27 protein-coding genes and 1 pseudogene are annotated in these 19,907 nt (G+C 61.5%); 18 read left to right on the top strand and 10 right to left on the bottom strand.

Annotation, left to right across the window (positions count from 1 at the left end; translation table 11 throughout):
- Positions 1-291 precede the first annotated feature (291 nt).
- From GOB85_RS14605 to GOB85_RS14540, 15 genes and pseudogenes are all read left to right on the top strand, one after another.
- Positions 292-621 carry a DUF736 domain-containing protein gene (locus GOB85_RS14605; RefSeq protein ID WP_173578228.1) on the top strand — a complete coding sequence of 110 codons (330 nt, stop codon included), beginning with the start codon at positions 292-294 and terminating at the stop codon, positions 619-621.
- Between the two features lie 343 nt (positions 622-964).
- Positions 965-1,117: a hypothetical protein gene (locus GOB85_RS14600; RefSeq protein ID WP_173578227.1), complete on the top strand. Its 153-nt coding sequence runs from the start codon at positions 965-967 to the stop codon at positions 1,115-1,117.
- Positions 1,118-1,322: 205 nt separating this feature from the next.
- Complete coding sequence (locus GOB85_RS14595; RefSeq protein ID WP_456304300.1) at positions 1,323-1,550, top strand: XRE family transcriptional regulator; 228 nt, start codon at positions 1,323-1,325, stop codon at positions 1,548-1,550.
- Between the two features lie 11 nt (positions 1,551-1,561).
- Positions 1,562-1,840: a DNA -binding domain-containing protein gene (locus GOB85_RS14590; protein ID WP_173578225.1), complete on the top strand. Its 279-nt coding sequence runs from the start codon at positions 1,562-1,564 to the stop codon at positions 1,838-1,840.
- Positions 1,841-1,972: 132 nt separating this feature from the next.
- Positions 1,973-2,113: pseudogene (locus tag GOB85_RS19395) on the top strand (transcriptional regulator domain-containing protein); the annotation flags it as partial.
- Positions 2,085-2,699: a DUF2285 domain-containing protein gene (locus GOB85_RS19390; RefSeq protein WP_338421762.1), complete on the top strand. Its 615-nt coding sequence runs from the start codon at positions 2,085-2,087 to the stop codon at positions 2,697-2,699. The pseudogene GOB85_RS19395 and the gene GOB85_RS19390, both read left to right, overlap by 29 nt.
- Before the next feature lie 498 nt (positions 2,700-3,197).
- Entirely contained in the window at positions 3,198-3,491 is a 294-nt protein-coding gene (locus tag GOB85_RS14580) for a helix-turn-helix transcriptional regulator (RefSeq protein ID WP_173578224.1), read from the top strand.
- On the top strand, positions 3,491-4,546 hold the full coding sequence (locus GOB85_RS14575; protein ID WP_173578223.1) for a replication initiator protein A: 1,056 nt from the start codon (positions 3,491-3,493) through the stop codon (positions 4,544-4,546). The genes GOB85_RS14580 and GOB85_RS14575 overlap by 1 nt, the downstream gene beginning before the upstream one ends.
- Positions 4,543-5,181 (top strand): ParA family partition ATPase, encoded by a 639-nt coding sequence (gene parA, locus GOB85_RS14570; protein ID WP_003618761.1) that lies wholly within the window; start codon positions 4,543-4,545, stop codon positions 5,179-5,181. The genes GOB85_RS14575 and parA overlap by 4 nt, the downstream gene beginning before the upstream one ends.
- Positions 5,178-5,921 (top strand): DNA-methyltransferase, encoded by a 744-nt coding sequence (locus GOB85_RS14565; protein ID WP_173578222.1) that lies wholly within the window; start codon positions 5,178-5,180, stop codon positions 5,919-5,921. The genes parA and GOB85_RS14565 overlap by 4 nt, the downstream gene beginning before the upstream one ends.
- The gene (locus GOB85_RS14560) at positions 5,918-6,160 is read left to right on the top strand and encodes a ribbon-helix-helix protein (RefSeq protein ID WP_173578221.1); all 243 of its coding nucleotides are present in this window, start codon (positions 5,918-5,920) and stop codon (positions 6,158-6,160) included. Before GOB85_RS14565 ends, GOB85_RS14560 begins: the two co-directional genes overlap by 4 nt.
- A complete protein-coding gene (locus GOB85_RS14555) occupies positions 6,157-6,621 on the top strand; it encodes a DUF2840 domain-containing protein (protein WP_173578220.1) in 465 nt (154 codons plus the stop codon). The genes GOB85_RS14560 and GOB85_RS14555 overlap by 4 nt, the downstream gene beginning before the upstream one ends.
- Entirely contained in the window at positions 6,618-7,160 is a 543-nt protein-coding gene (locus tag GOB85_RS14550) for a S26 family signal peptidase (RefSeq protein ID WP_173578219.1), read from the top strand. The genes GOB85_RS14555 and GOB85_RS14550 overlap by 4 nt, the downstream gene beginning before the upstream one ends.
- Before the next feature lies 1 nt (position 7,161).
- A complete protein-coding gene (locus GOB85_RS14545) occupies positions 7,162-7,500 on the top strand; it encodes a DUF736 domain-containing protein (RefSeq protein ID WP_003618772.1) in 339 nt (112 codons plus the stop codon).
- Positions 7,487-8,188, top strand: coding sequence for a lytic transglycosylase domain-containing protein (locus tag GOB85_RS14540; RefSeq protein ID WP_003618774.1), 702 nt, complete (start codon positions 7,487-7,489; stop codon positions 8,186-8,188). Before GOB85_RS14545 ends, GOB85_RS14540 begins: the two co-directional genes overlap by 14 nt.
- A gap of 216 nt (positions 8,189-8,404) precedes the next feature.
- Here the strand turns inward: GOB85_RS14540 and GOB85_RS19385 are convergent, their stop codons facing one another.
- Entirely contained in the window at positions 8,405-8,554 is a 150-nt protein-coding gene (locus tag GOB85_RS19385) for a hypothetical protein (protein WP_242011536.1), read from the bottom strand.
- Between the two features lie 81 nt (positions 8,555-8,635).
- Here GOB85_RS19385 and GOB85_RS14535 point away from each other — a divergent pair, with 81 nt between their 5' ends.
- The gene (locus GOB85_RS14535; RefSeq protein WP_242011535.1) at positions 8,636-10,189 is read left to right on the top strand and encodes a relaxase/mobilization nuclease domain-containing protein; all 1,554 of its coding nucleotides are present in this window, start codon (positions 8,636-8,638) and stop codon (positions 10,187-10,189) included.
- 11 nt (positions 10,190-10,200) lie between these two features.
- Here GOB85_RS14535 and GOB85_RS14530 read toward each other — a convergent pair whose 3' ends face one another.
- The 3 genes from GOB85_RS14530 to GOB85_RS14520 all read right to left on the bottom strand — a co-directional run bounded on the left by GOB85_RS14530 (position 10,201) and on the right by GOB85_RS14520 (position 11,952).
- Entirely contained in the window at positions 10,201-10,791 is a 591-nt protein-coding gene (locus GOB85_RS14530; protein WP_019086935.1) for an RES family NAD+ phosphorylase, read from the bottom strand.
- A 4-nt stretch (positions 10,792-10,795) separates the two neighbouring features.
- Complete coding sequence (locus tag GOB85_RS14525) at positions 10,796-11,428, bottom strand: hypothetical protein (protein ID WP_019086936.1); 633 nt, start codon at positions 11,426-11,428, stop codon at positions 10,796-10,798.
- A 104-nt stretch (positions 11,429-11,532) separates the two neighbouring features.
- Positions 11,533-11,952, bottom strand: coding sequence for a DOPA 4,5-dioxygenase family protein (locus GOB85_RS14520; protein ID WP_019086937.1), 420 nt, complete (start codon positions 11,950-11,952; stop codon positions 11,533-11,535).
- A gap of 117 nt (positions 11,953-12,069) precedes the next feature.
- Here GOB85_RS14520 and GOB85_RS14515 point away from each other — a divergent pair, with 117 nt between their 5' ends.
- A complete protein-coding gene (locus GOB85_RS14515; RefSeq protein ID WP_019086938.1) occupies positions 12,070-14,052 on the top strand; it encodes a conjugal transfer protein TraG in 1,983 nt (660 codons plus the stop codon).
- Positions 14,053-14,057: 5 nt separating this feature from the next.
- Positions 14,058-14,483, top strand: a complete 426-nt coding sequence (locus GOB85_RS14510) for a hypothetical protein (protein ID WP_019086939.1) — start codon at positions 14,058-14,060, stop codon at positions 14,481-14,483.
- A 206-nt stretch (positions 14,484-14,689) separates the two neighbouring features.
- On the opposite strand, the gene GOB85_RS14505 is transcribed toward GOB85_RS14510, so the two are convergent.
- From GOB85_RS14505 to frmR, 6 genes are all read right to left on the bottom strand, one after another.
- Positions 14,690-15,457 (bottom strand): HNH endonuclease, encoded by a 768-nt coding sequence (locus GOB85_RS14505; RefSeq protein ID WP_173578218.1) that lies wholly within the window; start codon positions 15,455-15,457, stop codon positions 14,690-14,692.
- A gap of 90 nt (positions 15,458-15,547) precedes the next feature.
- Positions 15,548-16,339 (bottom strand): NYN domain-containing protein, encoded by a 792-nt coding sequence (locus GOB85_RS14500; protein WP_198912221.1) that lies wholly within the window; start codon positions 16,337-16,339, stop codon positions 15,548-15,550.
- A gap of 363 nt (positions 16,340-16,702) precedes the next feature.
- Positions 16,703-17,530 carry an S-formylglutathione hydrolase gene (fghA, locus tag GOB85_RS14495; protein ID WP_019087628.1) on the bottom strand — a complete coding sequence of 276 codons (828 nt, stop codon included), beginning with the start codon at positions 17,528-17,530 and terminating at the stop codon, positions 16,703-16,705.
- Between the two features lie 24 nt (positions 17,531-17,554).
- Positions 17,555-17,956: a VOC family protein gene (locus tag GOB85_RS14490; protein WP_003618982.1), complete on the bottom strand. Its 402-nt coding sequence runs from the start codon at positions 17,954-17,956 to the stop codon at positions 17,555-17,557.
- A gap of 59 nt (positions 17,957-18,015) precedes the next feature.
- Complete coding sequence (locus GOB85_RS14485; protein WP_003618980.1) at positions 18,016-19,125, bottom strand: S-(hydroxymethyl)glutathione dehydrogenase/class III alcohol dehydrogenase; 1,110 nt, start codon at positions 19,123-19,125, stop codon at positions 18,016-18,018.
- A 41-nt stretch (positions 19,126-19,166) separates the two neighbouring features.
- A complete protein-coding gene (gene frmR, locus GOB85_RS14480) occupies positions 19,167-19,442 on the bottom strand; it encodes a formaldehyde-responsive transcriptional repressor FrmR (RefSeq protein WP_025829448.1) in 276 nt (91 codons plus the stop codon).
- Between the last annotated feature and the right edge of the window lie 465 nt (positions 19,443-19,907).

Raw genomic sequence — 19,907 nt, 5'->3', positions numbered from 1 at the left:
ATGGTCTCCGTGATGTGTGCCCTGTCTGGCCGCGCATCCATGCTGCCTCTCAAAATGGCTGATCTAGCCGAAGGCCGGCTGCGCCTCGATCGGCTATGGCACAACAGCGGGCCATAATTTTCTTCCCCTGACGGCTGCGCCGCCATTCCTCGCGCACCAAGAAAATTCTGTCCCGCCGTCCTCCGCTGCGCTTCGGTCCCTGCGGGATGCGCCGCCGCTCGCCTCCGTCTGTCCGATCGCCATCGAGGCCGCAATGGTGCGGACTCGATAACAGAGATCACGGAGAGTATCATGGCCACCATCGGCACCTTCAAAAAAGTCGGCAACGGGTATAACGGCGAGATCGTTACCCTCTCGCTCCAGACCCCGAACGTCCGCATCGCCCCCGAGACCGCGCGCGCGAACGAAAATGCCCCCAGTCACCGCGTCTTCGTCGGTCGGGTTGAGATCGGAGCGGCCTGGTCCCGGCGCTCCAACGAGGGGCGCGACTATCTGAGCCTCAAGCTCGATGACCCCAGCTTCAACGCCCCGATCTTCGCCAATCTCTTCGATGACGAGGACGGCGAGGGCTACAGCCTGATCTGGTCCCGCCCCAACGGCCGTCGCAACGGCGGCGACTGAGGCGCACGCGATCCCCCGCCCGGCCGGTCCGGGCGGGGCCTTCGTGGTGGCGGCCGGAATGGAAGAATGGGTGTGGCTTATCGCCCGCGATCCGATCGGCCTGTCTTCGGGTGGGGCAGGGGGAAGAGGGCTTCCCTCAGTCTTCCCATTGTACCATGCCCGGCGTGAACCGCCTCAAGGACGCGCGGTCCCCCCCAATTTTGCCCGAGCCGACCTGTCGGCCGTCCCGAACAAAATCGGCTCCCCCGCGCGCCGGCAAGCCGGTCGCCTGCGGCGATCCCTGACCCGGCTCCCGCGTGCATGAGGCGATGTCCTGTCTTCGAGAAACGAAAGGAGCAGGACGATGACCACGCTACACGACCACATCCAGATGCTGCGCGCCGAACTGACCAGCTACGCACTCAGCCGCCGCGAGCGGGCACAGATCGAGCGCGAACTGAAGCTGGCATGCGCGCAATTCGCGGCCAGATACCACGACGACGAGACCTCCGCGTAGGGCGGGGGTTTTCGTTTGATCGTGCATGCCCACAATCCACCGACTCTCTTCCGGCATCATGCTGAAAGAACGGTGTTGAATCTTCAATATACGACTATTATAGTCGTATTTCTGGTGTGCATGCTCCGCGTGTTGGATGTGATCATGGATGATCACTGGCCGACAGGTAAGGGCGGCACGGGCACTCCTGAGCTGGACACAGGAGATGCTTGCTGAAAAGGCCCTCGTAGCACTGACCGCGCTCAAGCGCCTTGAATCCGAACGCGGTCTCGGTGTCCATGAGGGCACGACCGACCAGGTCCGCCGCGCTCTGGAAGCGGCGGGCATCCTGTTCATCGAGTCCGGACAAGGACGCGGCGTCATGTTTCTTAACGAGACTTCCGGTAGCGAAACGCGGCGGGCTAAAGGGCGTCGCGTTCGTTCTCCGACCTGATCGGCTCCATCATGCAGAAACCCCCGCTCGATCCGCCCGTCGCCGACAGCGCTCCGGAGGCGTCCTGTCTCACCGGCTATGACGAACAGCACCTCATCACCTATCTCCGCCTGCTGGACGCCGAGGTCGATGGCGCCGACTGGCGCGAGGTCGCCCGGATCGTGCTCCATCGTGACCCGGCGGCCGATCCCGAGGGCGTCCATCGCTGCTGGCACAGCCATCTGGCCCGGGCGCACTGGATGACCGGGCATGGCTACCGGCATCTCCTGCGCGGCGGTGCACCCCACTGAACCCCTGAATCGTTGCGTGATCCGCAAGACCTGTTGCAGGACCGGGGCGTAGCGGGCAGCGGGACGGTCTGGCATACTCTCGCGAGCAAGTGCTTGCCCTGTTCCCACCCGTTACGCATCGGAGACGACGCCATGAGCCGCGCCAACTGGCGGTCGGCGGGCGCGTACGAGGGCCTGCGGTCGCTCGACGCCCCTGCCTTTGCCTTGCAGTTTGTCAGTCGCAATCGGGACTTTGTCCGCGATCGTGCCACCCTTCAGCGCGCTGTGCGCCGGTCCGCGTTGTCCACGTCAGACGCCGAAGCCTTCGCCCGGCGCTGGGGGTTGCGATTTCGAGAGTGTCCGCACGGCCCTCGATCCGCGTACCGCCCTCTGGACTGTTGCGGTATCGCCGGCCGTGATTGCGGTTGTCCCCCTGCCGACAGCACTGGCTGACTCGGCGCACCGTCCGCTCTCCCTCGCCCGGACAGGACTGCCGTCCGACATGGCGGGAGAAGTATTGATCGAGCGGGGGGAGAAGATCCTGCGGCTGTACGTCCTGCCGCCTGCCGGCGCGCAGGTCGGCGTGTTTCTGCCGCTCGACGCGCTGTTCGAGGTGCGCGTCCAGGCCGCCCTGCGGCTCTGGCGCGTCCTCAACGGATGTCCTCCCGGTCGTGACCCGGCCTGCCTGTCATCCGATCGCATCAGCAGGCTGATCCTGGCGCTCCGTACGCTTGACGGCCTGGACGGCGGGGTCTCGCAGCGCGAGATCGCCGGCGTCCTGTTCGGTCGGGAGATTTCCGCTGGGGACTGGCTTTCGCACGATCTGCATTTTCGCACGAAGCGGCTGGTGCGTTTTGCACGGGGACTGAGCAACGGGTGATACTTGCGCCTGCTGCTGCACCCGTTTCGGGGGCGGTAGCAGAATGGATTGACGTTAGTGATGCCGGACCTTTGAGAAACTCGACGACCAGGACTGAAACCGACCTGGGCTTCCGATCTTTCCAGCATTCCTCGCAGGTAAATTATGGTCTCGTTTTTTGCCGGGACAACGCGCCGCTTTGCGTCGCGAGCGGAAGGCGCCAGGGCGCCTTCTCTGATTTTCATGATGCCGTACGCCGGGCGAGCTCCGGACGCCCGTCGCGACATCACGTAACGCGGGCCATCGCGAGACTGGCAGTTATATAACGAAGTGTTCATTGATGTTCATGCAAGGCGGTGGACGGTCATAGCCGACACCGCCATTTTTTTCGACTTGTCCAGGACCGATCTCACCCCCCGGCGAGATCGGTCCTAGTTTCGAATACGCCCGCTCCGCCACGCTGATCCCTGCTGGCCGCACCTGTCCCGCGGCCTCTGCCAGCGATCACGGAGCTTCCTCATGTCCGCCAATTACAGCGATCTGCCGCCGCGCTATCTGCGCACGCCCGACGCCTCGCGCTTCGTCGGACTGTCCATTCGCACCCTGGAAAAACACCGGATCTACGGCACCGGTCCGCGCTACTCGAAGCTCGGCGGCCGCGTGGTCTATCGGGTCGATGAGTTGCAGGCCTGGGTCGAGAGCGGAGCACGTGCCCACACATCAGACACCACCGCCGGCACCGTGTCCGCCGCCGCGCGGCAAAGCCCGCTGATCCCGCCGACGCCGGCGGCCTCACGTGGGAGCCGGCGCTGATGTCCCCGACGGGCAGAACGCGCTCCGAGCGCGAGCAACTGGAACTCTTCCATGCCATTGCGGGAGATTTCGCGCCTCGTGATGCCCAGGATCTGATGGCGTTCCCGTTCTTCAGCCTCGCCAAATCCCCCCGCATGGTCCCGATCGATTATCGGACCCCGGACGTCACCATTCGGGTCGAGGCGTCCGCCGGACATGGCATGGCCACGATCTGGGACGCTGACGTGCTGATCTGGGCCGCCAGTCACCTCGTTGCCGCGCGCGACGCCGGTCGGCGCACGTCGCGGCTGATGGTGGCCAGCCCGCGCGAGATCCTGACCTTCATCGGCCGGGGCGACAGCGCGCGGGACTATGAGCGGCTGGAAGCAGCCTTCGACCGGCTGCAATCCACCACGGTCAAGACCTCGCTCCGGCAGACCGGGAAGGGACAACTGCACCGGTTCTCCTGGGTCAACGAATGGAAGCGGCACACCGCGCGGGAAGGGCGCACCCGCGTGATCGAACTGATCCTGCCGGACTGGTTCTACCAGGCGGTTCTTGATGACGCCCTCGTGCTGACCATCGACCCGGTCTATTTTGGCCTCACCGGCGGTCTGGAGCGCTGGCTCTATCGCATCGTGCGCAAGCATGGCGGTCGCCAGCGTGCGGGCTGGGCCTTCGGCCTGCGCCATCTCTACGAAAAATCTGCCAGCCTTTCCCCGTATCGGCGCTTTGCCTTCGAACTGCGCGACATGGCGAAGCGGCAGCCCTTTGCCGGCTATCGGCTGTCGGTGCGTCCCGACCGCAACGGCAATGACACGCTGGCCTTTGCACCTGTCAAATTATCCACAGGCGTCTGTGGACAAGCTGTGAGTTCATCCGTGCTATCAGTTGTGGATTTATCCGTGCCATCACTGCCACGGCATCCGTGCTATCGTTTGCGGAAAACGCCGAATCATGACATTGAATCAATTGGTTACGACGCCCTTAACTTAGATTCTAACTTAAAAGAGTCTAACTTTAAGGATGTTGGCCCCCCTGCCGATCCGTGGAAAACCCCCGGAGAGGGGCCATGATCGTGGCTTTCCTCAACCAGAAGGGCGGCGTCGGCAAGACGACTCTGGCGCTGCATCTCGCCGGCCAATGGGCTCGGGAAGGCCAGCGCGTGACGGTCATCGACGCCGATCCGCAGGGTTCGGCGCTGGACTGGTCGGCGCAGCGCGCGCGGGAAGGACTGCCCCGGCTGTTCGGCGTGATCGGGCTGGCACGCGACACACTCCACCACGAGGCGCCCCAACTAGCTCAGGGGGTGGATCACGTCGTCATCGACGGTCCGCCTCGGGTGGCGGCATTATTGCGCTCCGCTCTGCTGGCTGCCGACCTGGTGCTGATTCCCGCGCAGCCTTCGCCGTTCGACGGATGGGCTTCGGCCGAGATGCTGCGGCTGCTGGAGGACGCGCGCTTCTTCCGTCCCGGCCTGCTGGCCCGCTTCGTGCTCAACCGCTGCGCCGCGCGCACGGTCATCGCCCGCGAAACCCGGCTGGCGCTGATGGGGCATGAGCCTGCCGCTCTAGCGGCGCGGATCGGCCAGCGGGTTGCTTTCGCCGACGCCGCGCGCACCGGCCGCCTGGTCTGCGACCTGCGCCCGCACGGGATTGCCGCCCGCGAAATCGCCGCCCTGACGGCCGAGATCGGGGGGCTGGTGCCATGACCCTCCTGACCGGCGACAGCGCGCTCCTGATGCCCTGGCACGGCCCCTATGACATGATCCTGGTCGATCCCCCCTATGGCGATACATCGCTCGCATGGGACCGGCGCGTAGCGGATTGGCCCGGCAAGGCACTCGCCGCCCTGAAACCCAGCGGCTCGCTCTGGGTGTTCGGTTCGCTGCGGAGCTTTCTCGCATCCAACGCGGCATTCCGGAACGCGGGCTGGAAATATGCCCAGGAACTGGTCTGGGAGAAGCAGAACGGCTCCAGCTTCCATGCCGACCGTTTCCGCCGCGTGCATGAACTGATCGTCCAGTTCTATCGCGACGATACGCCCTGGCGTGCCGTCTACAACGCGGTCCCGACCACGCCCGACGCGCGGGCGCGCACAGTGCGGCGGAAACATCGGCCGCCGCATATGGGCCAGATCGATGCCGGCCATTACGTCAGCGAGGATGGCGGCCCGCGCCTGATGCGTTCCGTGATTCCGGTCCGCAATACGCATGGCCGTGCCATCCATCCCACCGAGAAGCCGGTGGCCCTGCTGGATATCCTGATCCGTACGAGCTGCCCACCGGGCGGGCTGGTCGGTGACTGGTTCGCCGGATCGGGTGCGGCCGGTGTCGCCTGCCGATTGGCTGGCCGGCGCTATGTCGGCTGCGAGATCGATCCTGTCATGGCGCAGAAGGCGCGCGATCGCATCGCCTCCGTGCTGCCGCTCGGCGAGGGGATTGCGCCATGACGGAACGTCGCACGCCGCCCGGTTTCGCCGCGCGTCCCGCCGATCCTGAACGCTGGGTCAGGGCACCGGAGAAGCCTGCGACCCCCAACCGTTTCACCGCCCGGCTGACCATCGACGTCACGCCGGCGCTGCGTGCCCGCCTCAAGGTCGCGGCGTTCCAGCGCGGCATCACGGTCGCCGACATGCTGCGCGCGCTGCTGGCCCGCGAGTTCCTCGATACTTCTGGAGATGTGCCATGACCGACACCCTCGCTCATGTCGAACTGACCTGGATCGAGAAGCGCATCGAGCACTGGATCCGCTTCGGTCCTGTCGCCCATGAGCAGATTCTCGATCGTCGCCGACGGATACTGAGCTTTCCGCCGAACACCGTGTTCGCCTTCCTGCGCTGGGCGGCGAACGATTACGGCACGGTGGTGTCCTGCATCGACATCGTGCGCGTCACCCGTCCCGGCGAGCCGTATCAGACGGTGCCGTTTGTGCGCCCCGGTGGCGAGAGCCTGCTGCGCCAGAGCGGCTGGCCGAAGGTAAGGCTGGTGCTCGAAGCTGTCGATCGTATCGAAGCCATAGGCATCGACCCCGTCGATGTCGCGCCCGAGCATTGGCGGCACCTGCACAACCGGATGCTCGCCGGGCAGACACCACGTCCCTACACGCGCGACCGCCACCACGCCTGGCTCCGCCGGAGGGCGGTGTCATGACGCGCTTCGGCTGGTTCTTCGCCACGTATTTCGCAATCCTCGGTGCTGGTACGTCAGTGGTGATCCATCCGGCGCCCCGGCTGATCTGGAACGCCACCGCCAGCACGCCGGTCGGGCTGTATCGCCTGCAATCAGAGCGTTCATTGCATGTCGGCGACCTGATCGCGATCAGGCCCCCGGCCGACATCGCCGCGACGCTGGCGCGCGGTGGCTATCTGCCGCTCGGCGTGCCGCTGCTCAAACCAGTTGCGGCACTGCCGGGACAACGGGTCTGCCGCATTGGTGCTGCCGTCACGGTCGATGGCGCGGTGTTCGGCGAGGCACTCGCCCGCGACCATCGTGGCCGTCCGCTGCCGGTCTGGCAAGGCTGCCGACACGTCCTGCCCGGGCAAATCTTCGTCATGAACGCAGCGGTCCCGACCAGTCTCGATGGACGCTATTTCGGCATCCTGCCGGTCGCTGCGGTGCTCGGCCGCGCGCAGCCGCTGTGGCTCGTGCCGTCACCGATGTCTCCCACCCCCAAGCAGAAACGAGGCTGACATGGCCCAGATCGGAACTTTTACACGCACGGCTGACGGCTTCGCCGGTCGGCTGCGCACGCTCGCCCTCGACGTCGAACTAACGATCGTGCCGGCGACATCGTCGGACGCCGAGCATGCGCCCGATTATCGCGTCCATCTCGGTGACGCCGATGCCGGACCAGAGGTCGGCGCGGCCTGGAAACGCACCGGCGAGAAGGCGGGCACCTATCTCTCGCTGGTTCTCGACGACCCCATGCTGGCGCAGCCGATCCGCGCCAATCTGTTCCAGTCCGATCGTCAGGGGCGTGCCTTCCATCTGGTCTGGAGCCGCCCGGTGAAGCGTGATGACCGGCGGTAAGGCGGCGCTCCGTCTGCTCGGTGTCGTGCTTCCGGCCGTCGTTTCATTGACGGTGCCGACGCATAATGCGGTTGCCGATCCCTACGCCGACATGATCGCGGAAGCCGCCACGCGCGCGCAGATTCCGGCCTCATGGATTGCTGCCGTGCTGCACGCGGAGAGCAGGGGCGATGCGCATGCCGTGTCGTCGGCGGGTGCGATGGGGCTCATGCAGGTGATGCCCGGAACATGGGCCAGCCTGCGTACGTCGCTCGGCCTCGGCGACGATCCGTTCGACCCGCGTGACAACATTCTGGCTGGTGCGACCTATCTGCGCTGGATGCGGGATCGCTATGGCGAAGCCGGATTTCTGGCTGCTTATAATGCCGGTCCCGCGCGCTATGACGAGCATCTCGCAACCGGCCGACCACTGCCTGCCGAGACGCGGGATTACGTTGCATCGGTCAGCGCGCGGCTGGCTCTTCCGCCTGCCGATGACATCGTGATCGGTGCTTCGGAGACACCGTCCTGGCAGAGATCTTCACTCTTTCCGGCGTCATTCCTGCGCACAGGAAATGCCCCTCGGCATGGCGAGAGCGCGCATGATCCGGTGCATGCCGATGACGCTCGCCCGACAGACTGGACGGCACTCGCACCGCAGTCGGTCGGGCTGTTCATCGCCTCAGGGCATGGGGAAGCACGTCGATGACCCCCGTTCCGGTCCATCGGGCGTTGGCGGGCCATGGGTGCCTTTGGGAGGGGGCGCTGGGGGGAGGCTGGCAACGGAGGGAAGGACGGCAAGGTAAAAGCAGCGCCCGTGCGGGGCTGCATGTGGTTGGTTTGATTGGGGAATTTGTCCTCTCACCGCGCACCGCCTGCGGCTGTCCGTGCATTTTTCCTCATGTTTTCAACGATCCGGGCGCGGTCAGGCGCGCATCGAAGCGGAGAGCGGGCCATGCCGACGCGCGATGATGGCCTGACTGTCCGGCCCGGACGCATCCAGCATGGCAATCAGGGCGCACGACCGAAATCCTTCGTCGGTGAGGTCATGCGGGCCGCGAAGAAGGCCGGTCATACCGGCACCCGGTTAGGAGCGAAGGGCAGGGGAGGCGGTGGCGGTTCCCGTTTCGGGCGCGGCCGGCGTGCGGCACTCTCCATGCGGTTGCGCAGCAATGCCCGTCGGGTCGTGGTCAAGGCGCGGGTCGTCCGCCAGCAGGGTGCGCGGTTTCGGTCAGCACCACTCGCCCGGCACATCGCCTATCTCAGGCGCGAGGGCGTCACTCGCGACGGGGCCAGGGCCCATCTGTTCGATGTCGGGTCTGATGAGGCGGACAGCAAGGCCTTCGCGGAACGCTGCGAAGACGACCGTCACCATTTTCGCTTCATCGTCTCGCCCGAGGACGCAGCACGGATGGAGGATCTGCGGGGCTTCGCGCGGGAGTTGATGCAGGACATGGAGCGCGACCTCGGCACCAAGCTGGACTGGGTCGGGGTGGATCACTGGAACACTGACAATCCGCATGTCCACATCCTGGTGCGCGGCGTGGCCGACGACGGCAAGGATCTGGTCATCAGCCGCGCTTATATCAGCCAGGGCCTGCGCGACCGCGCCGCCGAACGGGTGACGTTGGAACTTGGCCCGCGCAGTGAACAGGAAATCCGCACCGCGCTGGAAACCGAGATCGGCGCTGACCGCTGGACCAGTCTCGATCGCGCGTTGCAGGACATCAACGACGAGCGCGGCGGCATCGTCGATCTGCGACCGGGCGCGGGTGCTGAAGACCCGGAACTGCGCCGCCTGCTGGTGGGCCGGGCGAGCAAGCTGGAAGGGCTTGGTCTTGCCGAACCGGTCGGGGTGGCCCGCTGGACCCTCAAGCCGGGGCTGGAGGCGACGCTGCGCGATCTTTCCATCCGGGGCGACATCATCAAAACCATGCACCGCGCCATGTCCGGCGGTGGGACAGAGCCCGACATCGCGGGTTTCGCGATCCACGGTGAGAAGCTGGCCGATCCGATCGTTGGCCGGCTGGTCGAGCGCGGGCTAGACGACGAACTGAAGGGTTCGGGCTACGCGGTGATCGCCGGCACCGACGGGCGCACGCATCATCTCCGCTTCCCCGATCTGGATCTGACCGGCGATGCGAAGCCGGGCGCGATCGTCGAGACCCGCACCTGGGAGGATGCCAAGGGCACGCAGCGCCTGTCGCTCGCCACGCGCTCGGATTTCACGCTGGCCGAGCAGGTGACGGCGCCCGGCGCGACCTGGCTCGATCGCCAGTTGCTCGCCAAAGATTCGGCGCTGGCCAATGCGGGCTTCGGGGCCGAGGTCCGCGAGGCGAGGGCGCAGCGGATCGATCATCTCGCCTCCGAGGGGCTGGCCCGGCGGCAGGGCGAGCGCGTGGTGTTCGCACCCGACCTGCTCGGCACCCTGCGCCAGCGTGATCTCGATCAGGCGGCCGCCAGATTGGCGGCGCAGACTGGTCTGCAACACCGGCCCGCGAAGGAAGACGAGATTGTCTCGGGGGTTTATCGCCAGCGGGTCAACCTGTCCTCGGGTCGGTTTGCGATGGTCGACGATGGGCTGGGGTTCCAGCTCGTGCCGTGGCGCCCGGCGCTGGAGCAGAAGCTCGGACGGCAGGTTTCCGGCACCCTGTCGCCGGGTGGAGCGGTGGACTGGACTTTCGGACGGAAGCGGGGACTCGGGATTTGAAACCTTGCCGGTCAGTTCGTCAGTCCCACGCCATAGATCTCCATCAGTTCATAGAACCAGTCCGCATCGAGATTGTCGCTCTGGGAGGCGATCGCAATCGCGCTCTCCGTCCGGTCGAAAAGGGCGAAACAGATCTGATCGTTGTCATGGCGGGCGCGGTAGCTGATGCCGTCGGCATCGGACCATGCGTCGTGAACGGCTTTCGACCAGGCGTGTGGCAGATCGTACGGCAGGCCGGATGATGTGACCTCCGCCGTGGCGCCGAGCACAGCCAGTCCGGGGCCATGCAGCTCCACCAGCCGCAGTTCCCGATTGGCGCTCAGTATGGTGCAGGCCTTGGCGGCGATGAGATTGATCGGCAGCAGCGTGCGGCCTGGCGCGCGCAGGAACGTCTCCGCGAACGCGCCGGCCTGCTGTTCCGCCGTGTACAGAACGCCATGAGAGCCGTCCGGCGCGTTGAGACGCCCGGAGCGCGAACGGTCGAAATAAATCGGATCATGAGCGCGGGAGTGAAAACGATGCAGGGGATGGCCCGCGGGCAGAATGCGCCAGCGGGGTTGCCGGGAGGCGAGGTCTCCCGGCGGCCAGGGCTGGTTCGGCACGCGGTCAGCCGCCCTGGACGCCGATGGACTGCGCGGCTTCCACAACCGCTTCGGTCTTGCCAGCGCCCAGCGCTTCGATCGGTGTCTGCCCGTCGAGTTGTGCGAGCGGCGTAACCAGGAAATTCAGACGGAACCATGCGCTTTCGCTTGGCAGGGCGGCGAGCACCGGCTTCAGGCCCGACACGACCCCATCCCCAGTGAACTGCGCGACCGGATAGCGCCGCTCGCCGCTCGGTCCCGGAACCGCCAGGATCGCCTGTTCGCGGACTTTCTTCTCGATGGCCTGGCGGGTGACTCTGAGCAGTTCCCTGACCTGATCGAGCGTATAGGCGCCACCGGCACGGCGAAGATCGTCGTCCCTGATCTGTTTCCCGCGTAACAGGGCAAGTCCCCATGGGCCGACCGCATAGGCATCTGTTGCGGTCTCGCGGGAGGGAGAGCGACCGGCTTGCGGCCGAACCTCGTATTCCAGCACCTGTGGCTTCGCGCTGGCACGTCCGCGCGTTCGAGCTGTCTTGCGTGCAGCCAGTTCCAGGCCGGCCGGCACCGTCACGATGCTGCCCACGCCGAGAAGTCGGGTTCTCGTATGGCTTCCCGCAACGCGGGTGCGTGTTTCCGAACCGGGTGTCGTGGGCATCCTGTCGCCTCCTGGCAGAGTCCTCTTCGTGATGGCAATATAGGAAACCATGACAACCAAAGCAACCAATAGAACGCCGCCACGCTCCTGGCTTTGGGCTGGCGTCAGATCAGCGCCGTACCCGCCGGTTCAGTATTCGGAGCCCCTGCGTCGTCCGCCTTCGGCGAGTCTTCCGGTAGCCGCTTCGGCAGCAAGGCGCGACGCTGCCCGAGCCAGAGTCCGTCGCTGATGTGATCCCGGCGCGGAGAACGCGTATTCGGGTGGATCAGGATGCTCAGGCCCCGGTGATTGAGTATCAGCCAAGGAACGAGCGTCGCGAACAGCCCGGTCTCGAAGGCGATCTGATACATCGGCAACGTGTGTGGGCCGACCGGAACCTCGTGCCAGCGACCCAGCCGGACCACGAAGCGCTCGGCGACCTCGGCGCGAAGCCTTTCCGCCGCCGCGCGTTCCATCGCGCCGTCGAAATAGACATGGGCATGATAGCTGGCGATGGAGTCGATCAGGCGGATGGTGTCGGTCATCGTTCAATCCCTGCGGACGGGCGCCGTCCGTTTATTGTCCGCTGCTGTCCTGCGGCCCCAGGCGGTGTCATTAGACCTTGAATATCGGAGAATCGAGCTGTCTGGTCGGTTCCTGTCATGAACCAGACCAGGATCCTCTGGGGATCGGTGTTTGCTGTCGGCACCGTGATCCTCGCCTTTACCTGGGCCGCGACCCAGTGGACGGCGTGGCGGCTCGGTTTCCAGCCGCAGCTTGGCGCTCCGTGGTTCATGGTGTTCCGCTGGCCGGTCTATTATCCTCCGGAATTCTTCTGGTGGTGGTTTGCATACGACGCCTATGCCCCGGATATCTTCACCACCGGCGGTTACATCGCGGGGTCGGGCGGGATCGCCGCCGTCATCGTCGCGATTACGATGGCGGTATGGCGCGCCCGCGAGAAAAAACGTGCCACTACCTATGGTTCAGCACACTGGGCCGATCCCCGCGAGATGCGCCGTGCCGGGCTGCTCGCCCCCGATGGCGTGGTGCTCGGTCGCTCCGCCGATGCCTATCTCCGTCATGATGGGCCGGAGCATGTGCTGTGCTTTGCCCCCACCCGATCGGGCAAGGGTGTCGGGCTGGTGGTGCCGACGCTGCTGACCTGGCCGGGTGCCGCCATCGTCCATGACATCAAGGGCGAGAACTGGACGCTGACCGGCGGATGGCGCGCCCGCTTCGGGCCGGTGCTGCTATTCGATCCGACCAACCTTTCCAGTGCCGCCTACAATCCGCTGCTGGAAGTCCGGCGCGGCGAGCGCGAGGTTCGCGACGTGCAGAACATCGCCGACGTGCTGGTCGATCCCGAAGGCGCCCTTGAGAAGCGGAACCATTGGGAAAAGACCAGTCACGCCCTGCTGGTCGGCACCATCCTGCATGTCCTCTATGCCGAGGAGGACAAGACCCTGGCCGGGGTCGCCAATTTCCTCTCCGACCCGAAGCGGGCGATCGAGACCACATTGCGTGCCATGATGACCACACCGCATCTTGGCAAAAAGGGCGTCCATCCCGTGGTTGCCAGTTCGGCGCGGGAACTGCTGAACAAGAGCGACAATGAACGCTCCGGCGTGCTGTCCACCGCCATGTCGTTTCTCGGCCTCTATCGCGACCCGGTGGTGGCGCATGTGACGCGGCGCTGCGACTGGCGCATCCGCGATCTCGTCGCCGGCAGCCACCCGGCAACGCTGTATCTGGTGGTCCCACCCTCAGATATCAGCCGCACCAAGCCGCTGGTCCGTCTGGTGCTGAATCAGATCGGCCGCCGCCTGACCGAGGAACTGGAGGCGAAACGACGCCATCGGCTGCTGCTGATGCTCGATGAATTCCCGGCGCTCGGGCGGCTGGATTTCTTCGAAAGTGCGCTCGCCTTCATGGCGGGCTATGGCATCAAGAGCTTCCTGATCGGCCAGAGCCTGAACCAGATCGAGAAAGCCTACGGCCAGAACAACTCGATCCTCGACAACTGCCATGTCCGGGTCAGCTTCGCCACAAATGATGAGCGGACCGCCAAGCGCGTATCGGATGCGTTGGGGACAGCGACCGAGATCCGTGACGCGAAGAACTACGCCGGGCATCGGCTGTCGCCGTGGCTCGGGCACCTGATGGTGACGCGCCATGAAACCGCGCGGCCTTTGCTCACGCCCGGCGAAATCATGCAGCTTTCCCCAGACGAGGAACTGGTGCTGGTTTCGGGCTGTCCGCCGATCCGGGCGCGCAAGGCGCGCTATTTCGAGGATGCCGAACTGGCCGCGCGCATCCTGCCGCCACCCCGGTTCGAGCCGCCGCCGGCCCCGGAAGGAACGCCCCCCATCGGACCGCCGCCGCCAGGGGACTGGGCTGATGTGGTCCAGCCGCCTCCTGCCGGGAATGTGGATGATGATCCCGCCAATGCCGGCATCCGCCGTGAGCCGGAATTGCCGGAACAGGAGGAGGTGGTGCAGGCGCCGAGAAAGCCGGTGCATGAGTTCGATCCGCCGGAGGACGAACCCGAGGACGACGCCACACGGGCGCAGACCCTTCGGCGTGGGGAGCAGGCTCTTGCGCGGCAGGTGTCGCTCGATCCTGGCGATCGGATGGGGCTGTGACTGCCATGCGGATCAAGCACACGATCCGGCTACCCGCCGATCTCAGTGTCAGGCTTGCCGACTATGCCGCGCGCAAGAAGGTGCCGCAGGCGCTGATTGTGGAGACGGCGCTGGCATCGTTTCTGTCGCCGGATGGGCCGGAGCGGCTGGAGGCGGCGCTCGCTCGGCGGCTGGACCGGATGACGCGGCAGCTGGAGCGGATGGAACGACGGGTCACGATCTCCAATGAATCGCTCGCCGTGTTCGTGCGGTTCTGGCTGACCAGCACTCCCCCACTGCCCGATGCGGCTTTGGCTGCGGCGCAAAGCAAGGGGCGGGAGCGGTATGACGGCTTTGTCGAGGCTGTCGGACGCAGGTTGGCGCGTGGGACGACGCTGGACGACGAGGTGAGGCTGGACGTGGGATCTGAGGTGGAACGGCACGATACCTGAGTCGGTTAAGGGGGGGGAGCGGGATGTCCGATATCAGGCATATCTCGATATGAAAGAAATTATTAAATAAGCAGAATAACATGTTTTAATTGAAAATAACTGATGAAATTACTTAAATATTCAATGAAAATAAACTACTCGAAATATTTCTGTACATATCTCTAAAAATAGATAGAATTCACATTTATTTCTGTGAATAAAATCAATCACCAGTAGGGTTCAAATCTTGCTGGTGAAACTAGCTCTCTCTTTCCCTTCGACGTATTGCAACTTTCACATGCAAGCTGAAAATTGGTAGGGTCATTACTCCCACCTGCGGCAAGGGGCACCATGTGGTCAAGGTGAACCTTTATATTAGGAGAACTAAGCCCACTAATTTCACAAAAACATAACTGGCAGCGACCTTGATCCCTGTAAAAAATAGCCCGTTGCAGCCAAGATGGATAATACGTGGAACGATGCACTACTCCATCAGCCTTCAGTAGCCGCGGGTATTGCTCCATTGTCAGTGTTTTAACATACTTGGCAATTCTCTGCTGGAATTCGAAAAGAAAAATTCTGTCAGAAAATAAGATATGAAAAACTGATGGTAAAATGACTCTTAGAGCAGTCTTGCACGTATTAGAAAGTTCGCCCTTGTGATGACTGACTTCATTCTCGTTCAACCAAGACGGAATTGTCAGATCTGCATTGGAGATCAATGTACGGAAGTAGTCGCATTCTACCTCCACTGCTTTTTTTATCACATAATCATTTGTAAAATCTGTCAAATTGAAGATAAACGAATGCAAGAGGGTATTCTTCTGGGGCTTAGCAAGACGCTCATGTAGATCTTCTAAATTTTTATTTTCTAGGAAGTCAGGAAAAACCCAATCCGAAATTTCTTTTGGTGAGATCACCTCGTCGTTCACGTGATCTGAAATGAAGTACATCAAGCGTGTCCGACGTATATTTAAATTACGTGGCTCTCTCATAATGATATCTCCTGTAGACTCCCTGTACGACACTCAAAAAAATAGCCGAGAGCTTACTTTCTAATTTAATCAAATATCACAAAAACCGTTTTATTTATTTCCAACTAAACGAACAAACGCTTTCCGAAGAACCTCTCGTTCAGAAGCCGTTAACGTAGGCTGCCCGTAATGCTGCCGCCCAACTTGCAATAAGGACCGATCATACTCATGGGGAATTTGATCTGAAGACGCAAACGCTACCTTAAGTTCGGCCAATACGTTTGGTGCCAATGCTGCTACAAGAGGTTCTATTTGAGCATCTAGACCCGTTGCGGCTGCAGCGCTGATGGCTACACAAGGCGTGGAAGGGGGCGAATAGGAAAGGAATGTGCAGACAGTTGCCTTATCCCATTCTGTGGTAGTGTCAGCTTCCTGCGCTAAAGACCGACTTTGATTTGATCTTGCTGGCTGAATTCCGAGTAGGTGGACTCGCACACCGAATTCCTGCGCGAGCATTACTCCAACTCGAACATCTTCGTCGCCTGAAAGCAATACCGCGTCTCTGATAGCGTGGTTCCGTGCCAATTGAGCAAGATCGGTAATAATAAGGGCATCTACCCCTTTTTGTTCGCCTGCGGAATTAATCTGGCCTAGCCGTATCTTGATATCATTCGAATCTGCCAAGGTAGATTGCTCAGGCGTGGGCCTCCCCAATCTCATTCCATCGTACCAATAGATACGCAGTAAAGGAAGGCCAGTCTTGGCTGTCGTTACATCTTGAAGAGATTTTATGACTGACGGAATATCAAGTGTAAACAACTCCCGCCCTTGCCGACTTCCTGTAAGAAGGACAGATCCCTGAGCGAATAGATAACCAGCATCCACAAATACAGCTGCGCGCACTTTAAACGTCCTCAATAACGACAAAGGGCACCCGCAGGTGCCCTTTTATAGTACTGTTGCGCTTGACGTGCGTAATCTCCGCCAAACGCTACCCACCTTCGATATCGTATATCGGGCTCAATTGTCAAGAATATTCTCATATCAACGCCGATAGAATGTCCGCTCTGAGGCGACTGCTGCCTGTCTTCTCCTATATCGCTGAGCAAACAGGCAAATCGTGGAAGAAAACAAAACAGTTGGACTGCTTCCGGATAAAAGGTGCGGAAAGCTGCCAGCTGATTTCACAGTTTGAAAGATGCCCCTAACAGATTTTATCTCCACTCAAAGCCAGAAAATTCCAGATCCAAAAAACTGACAATCTATTCATCGTAGTTTACTCACGAAATATCTGAGATGATCTGCAATAAAACTGGCTACAAAATAATAGCTGTGATCGTAATCAGGACGAAGATTCAGGATGAGTTCCTGCCCTGCATTCTGTGCGGCGTCCTGGAACAGTTCTGGCCTGAGCTGTTCTTTCAGAAACTGGTCCGCCAGACCCTGATCTATCAGAACAGGCAGTCTTTCCTTCGCTGTCCGCACAAGTTCAAGCGGGTCATAGGCTGCCCAACTGGCACGATCCGGACCCAGATAAGCACTGAATGCTTTTTTACCCCATGGTACCTGCGTTGGCGCCACAATGGGTGAAAAGGCTGACACAGAACGATAGCGGCCAGGATTACGCAGCGCGATCATGATGGCGCCAAATCCACCCATCGAATGTCCCGCAATGCCTCGCTGCTGCGTAACCGGAAAGCTCGCCTCAATCAGCGCAGGAAGTTCCGTGACGACGTAATCATACATCCGATAATGCGCAGCCCACGGCTCCTGCGTCGCATTGACGTAAAATCCGGCACCCTGTCCAAGATCATACGCATCGTCATCAGCCACACCCACGCCCCGTGGACTGGTATCCGACGCGACAATGGCGATGCCCAGTTCTGCGGCCACGCGTTGCGCGCCAGCCTTGCCAATGAAATTCTGCTCCGTACATGTCAGACCGGAGAGCCAGTAAAGAACGGGAACCTTTTCAGTTTTTGCCTGCGGCGGCAGGTAGATCGCGAAGTTTGCTTCCACACCCAACGACACGGACTTGTGTCGCCAGACTTCCTGCACGCCCCCAAAAGAGGCGTGTGTTTCCTTGCGTTCCATGGCTCTCACTGCCTTTTGCGCATGTCAGTTACCGTCCGTGAAGGTATAACTGCAGATCTTGTTCCCTGCCGGATCCCGGAGATAGGCAGCGTAAGCGCCCGGTAAGTGGCTTCGCGGGCCGGGTGCGCCTTCATCGGTTCCCCCATTGGCAAGACCTGCGGCATGAAAAGCCTCCACTTCGGCGGGTGTCGCTGCTGCAAAACCGATGGTGACACCGTTGCTTGAGGGCGCTTCACCGTTGCCTGGACGTGCAATGATGAAGGCTGGCTTTTCGCGGCCATACAGAATCCACCCATGCCCGAACGGCCCCAGGTTTTTTATGCCCAGAGCCGCAAGCGCGGCGTCATAGAATTTCGCGGATACCGCAGTATCCACTGCCCCAAGAAAAACGTGAGAGAAAACACCGTCACCGGAAATAACTGCCATGATCGTTCTCCTGTAATTTCCAACCATTGGAAATGATGTTGCGCGGTGAGACGCAGACCTTAGAAATGAATGACGGAACGGATGGATTTTCCTTCATGCATCAGATCGAAGGCCGTATTGATGTCTTCGAGCGGCATGGTGTGGGTTACGAAAGGCGCAAGTTCGATATCGCCACGCATGGCATCTTCGACCATGCCGGGAAGCTGGCTGCGTCCCTTGACCCCACCGAAAGCCGAGCCGCGCCACGAACGCCCCGTCACAAGCTGGAAGGGACGGGTCGAAATTTCCTGACCGGCCCCTGCCACCCCGATGACGATCGACTGCCCCCACCCACGATGCGCGGCTTCTAACGCCGCGCGCATGACGTTGACGTTTCCGATACATTCAAAGGTGTGATCAATACCCCAGCCGGTCATTTCCACAAGAACCTGCTGAATCGGTTTGTCATAATCCTTAGGATTAAGGAACTCCGTGGCGCCGAATGCTTTGGCAAGTTCAAACTTTTCCGGGTTGGTATCAATAGCGAAAATCCGGCCAGCCTTTGCCTGTCGCGCTCCCTGAATGACCGCCAGACCGATCCCGCCCAAACCGAAGACGGCAACCGTATCTCCCGGCTGCACCTTGGCCGTGTTGTGTACCGCACCAATCCCTGTGGTGACGCCACATCCCAACAGACAGACATGCCCTGGATTGGATGCGGGATTGATTTTTGCCAGAGAAACCTCGGCGACAACCGTGTATTCGCTGAACGTCGAACACCCCATGTAATGATGGATCGGCTGACCTTTGTAGGAGAAGCGTGTCGTGCCATCCGGCATCACACCTTTACCCTGTGTGGCGCGCACTGAAATGCAGAGATTGGTTTTTCCCGACTTACAGAACAGACATTCACCGCATTCCGCCGTGTAAAGCGGAATGACATGGTCGCCGGGGGCAACGCTGGTGACCCCTTCTCCGACCTCGATGACAATTCCCGCGCCTTCGTGACCCAAAACGGCTGGGAACAGTCCCTCGGGATCATCCCCTGACAGGGTAAACGCATCAGTGTGGCACACACCCGTATGCGTGATCTGCACGAGCACCTCACCAGCACGAGGAGGCGCTACATCGATCTCGACAATCTCAAGGGGCTTACCCGCCTCGAAAGCAACTGCGGCCCGTGATTTCATGATTTTTTCTCCAAATAACCTATCAGCCAGCATCGAGGGCATTACCGGAGATAGGATCGAACGAGTGACACCACATTCTCGATCGAACCACTGGCAGCATCACGATCACCGGCACACTCAACAAATTCTTCCCGCAGGTGGCTTTCGAGAACACCGGCCATTAATCCGTTGATCGCTCCCCGGATAGCCGCCACCTGTTGCAGCACCGGACCGCAATCAGTTCCCTTCTCCAAAGCCTGTTCCAGCGCATCAAGTTGCCCGCGAATACGGCGCACGCGGGTCAGAACGCGCTTTTTCTCAGCTGGTGTGTGCGGCACGAACGCTTACTCCCGAATATACTACCCTTGAGTATCCTTGTCATACTATAGGGCAGTATGACGAGGATATAAGGGCGTGCTTGTCATATGATCCGATCACAATTCCGTATCGCTGAAATTTTCATCGCAACGTCCATGGGTTGCCCGTCTGTGTCTTGGGATCATTCAAGAGGTACAATTAGTGAGATCCAGACAATCTCTGCAACGAGGCTTTGAAGCGCTGATGTCCGCTATTTGGCAAACAACCTGGTGGTCCAAACGACCGACATGAGGGCGATTGCCGCCTGCCTGCTCTATTGCTGTTGAGCCGACAGGGGGCTTTGGGGGTAGGCTTCCGGTGTGAGACGCCTTGTTGATTTTATGGTGTGGTGATGTGTTCTGTTCATGACAGAGCGATCAGAACAGAATGATGCTTGTGTCGCAGCGACATTCGCTGCGACACAAGCATCGCGAGCCCTTCATCCG

The sequence above is a fragment of the Acetobacter fallax genome, from assembly GCF_011516735.1.
In the GTDB taxonomy this organism is placed as follows: Bacteria; Pseudomonadota; Alphaproteobacteria; order Acetobacterales; family Acetobacteraceae; genus Acetobacter; species Acetobacter fallax.
Note: the sequence above shows the minus strand (reverse complement) of the source record. Positions and strands in the feature narration are given on the sequence as shown.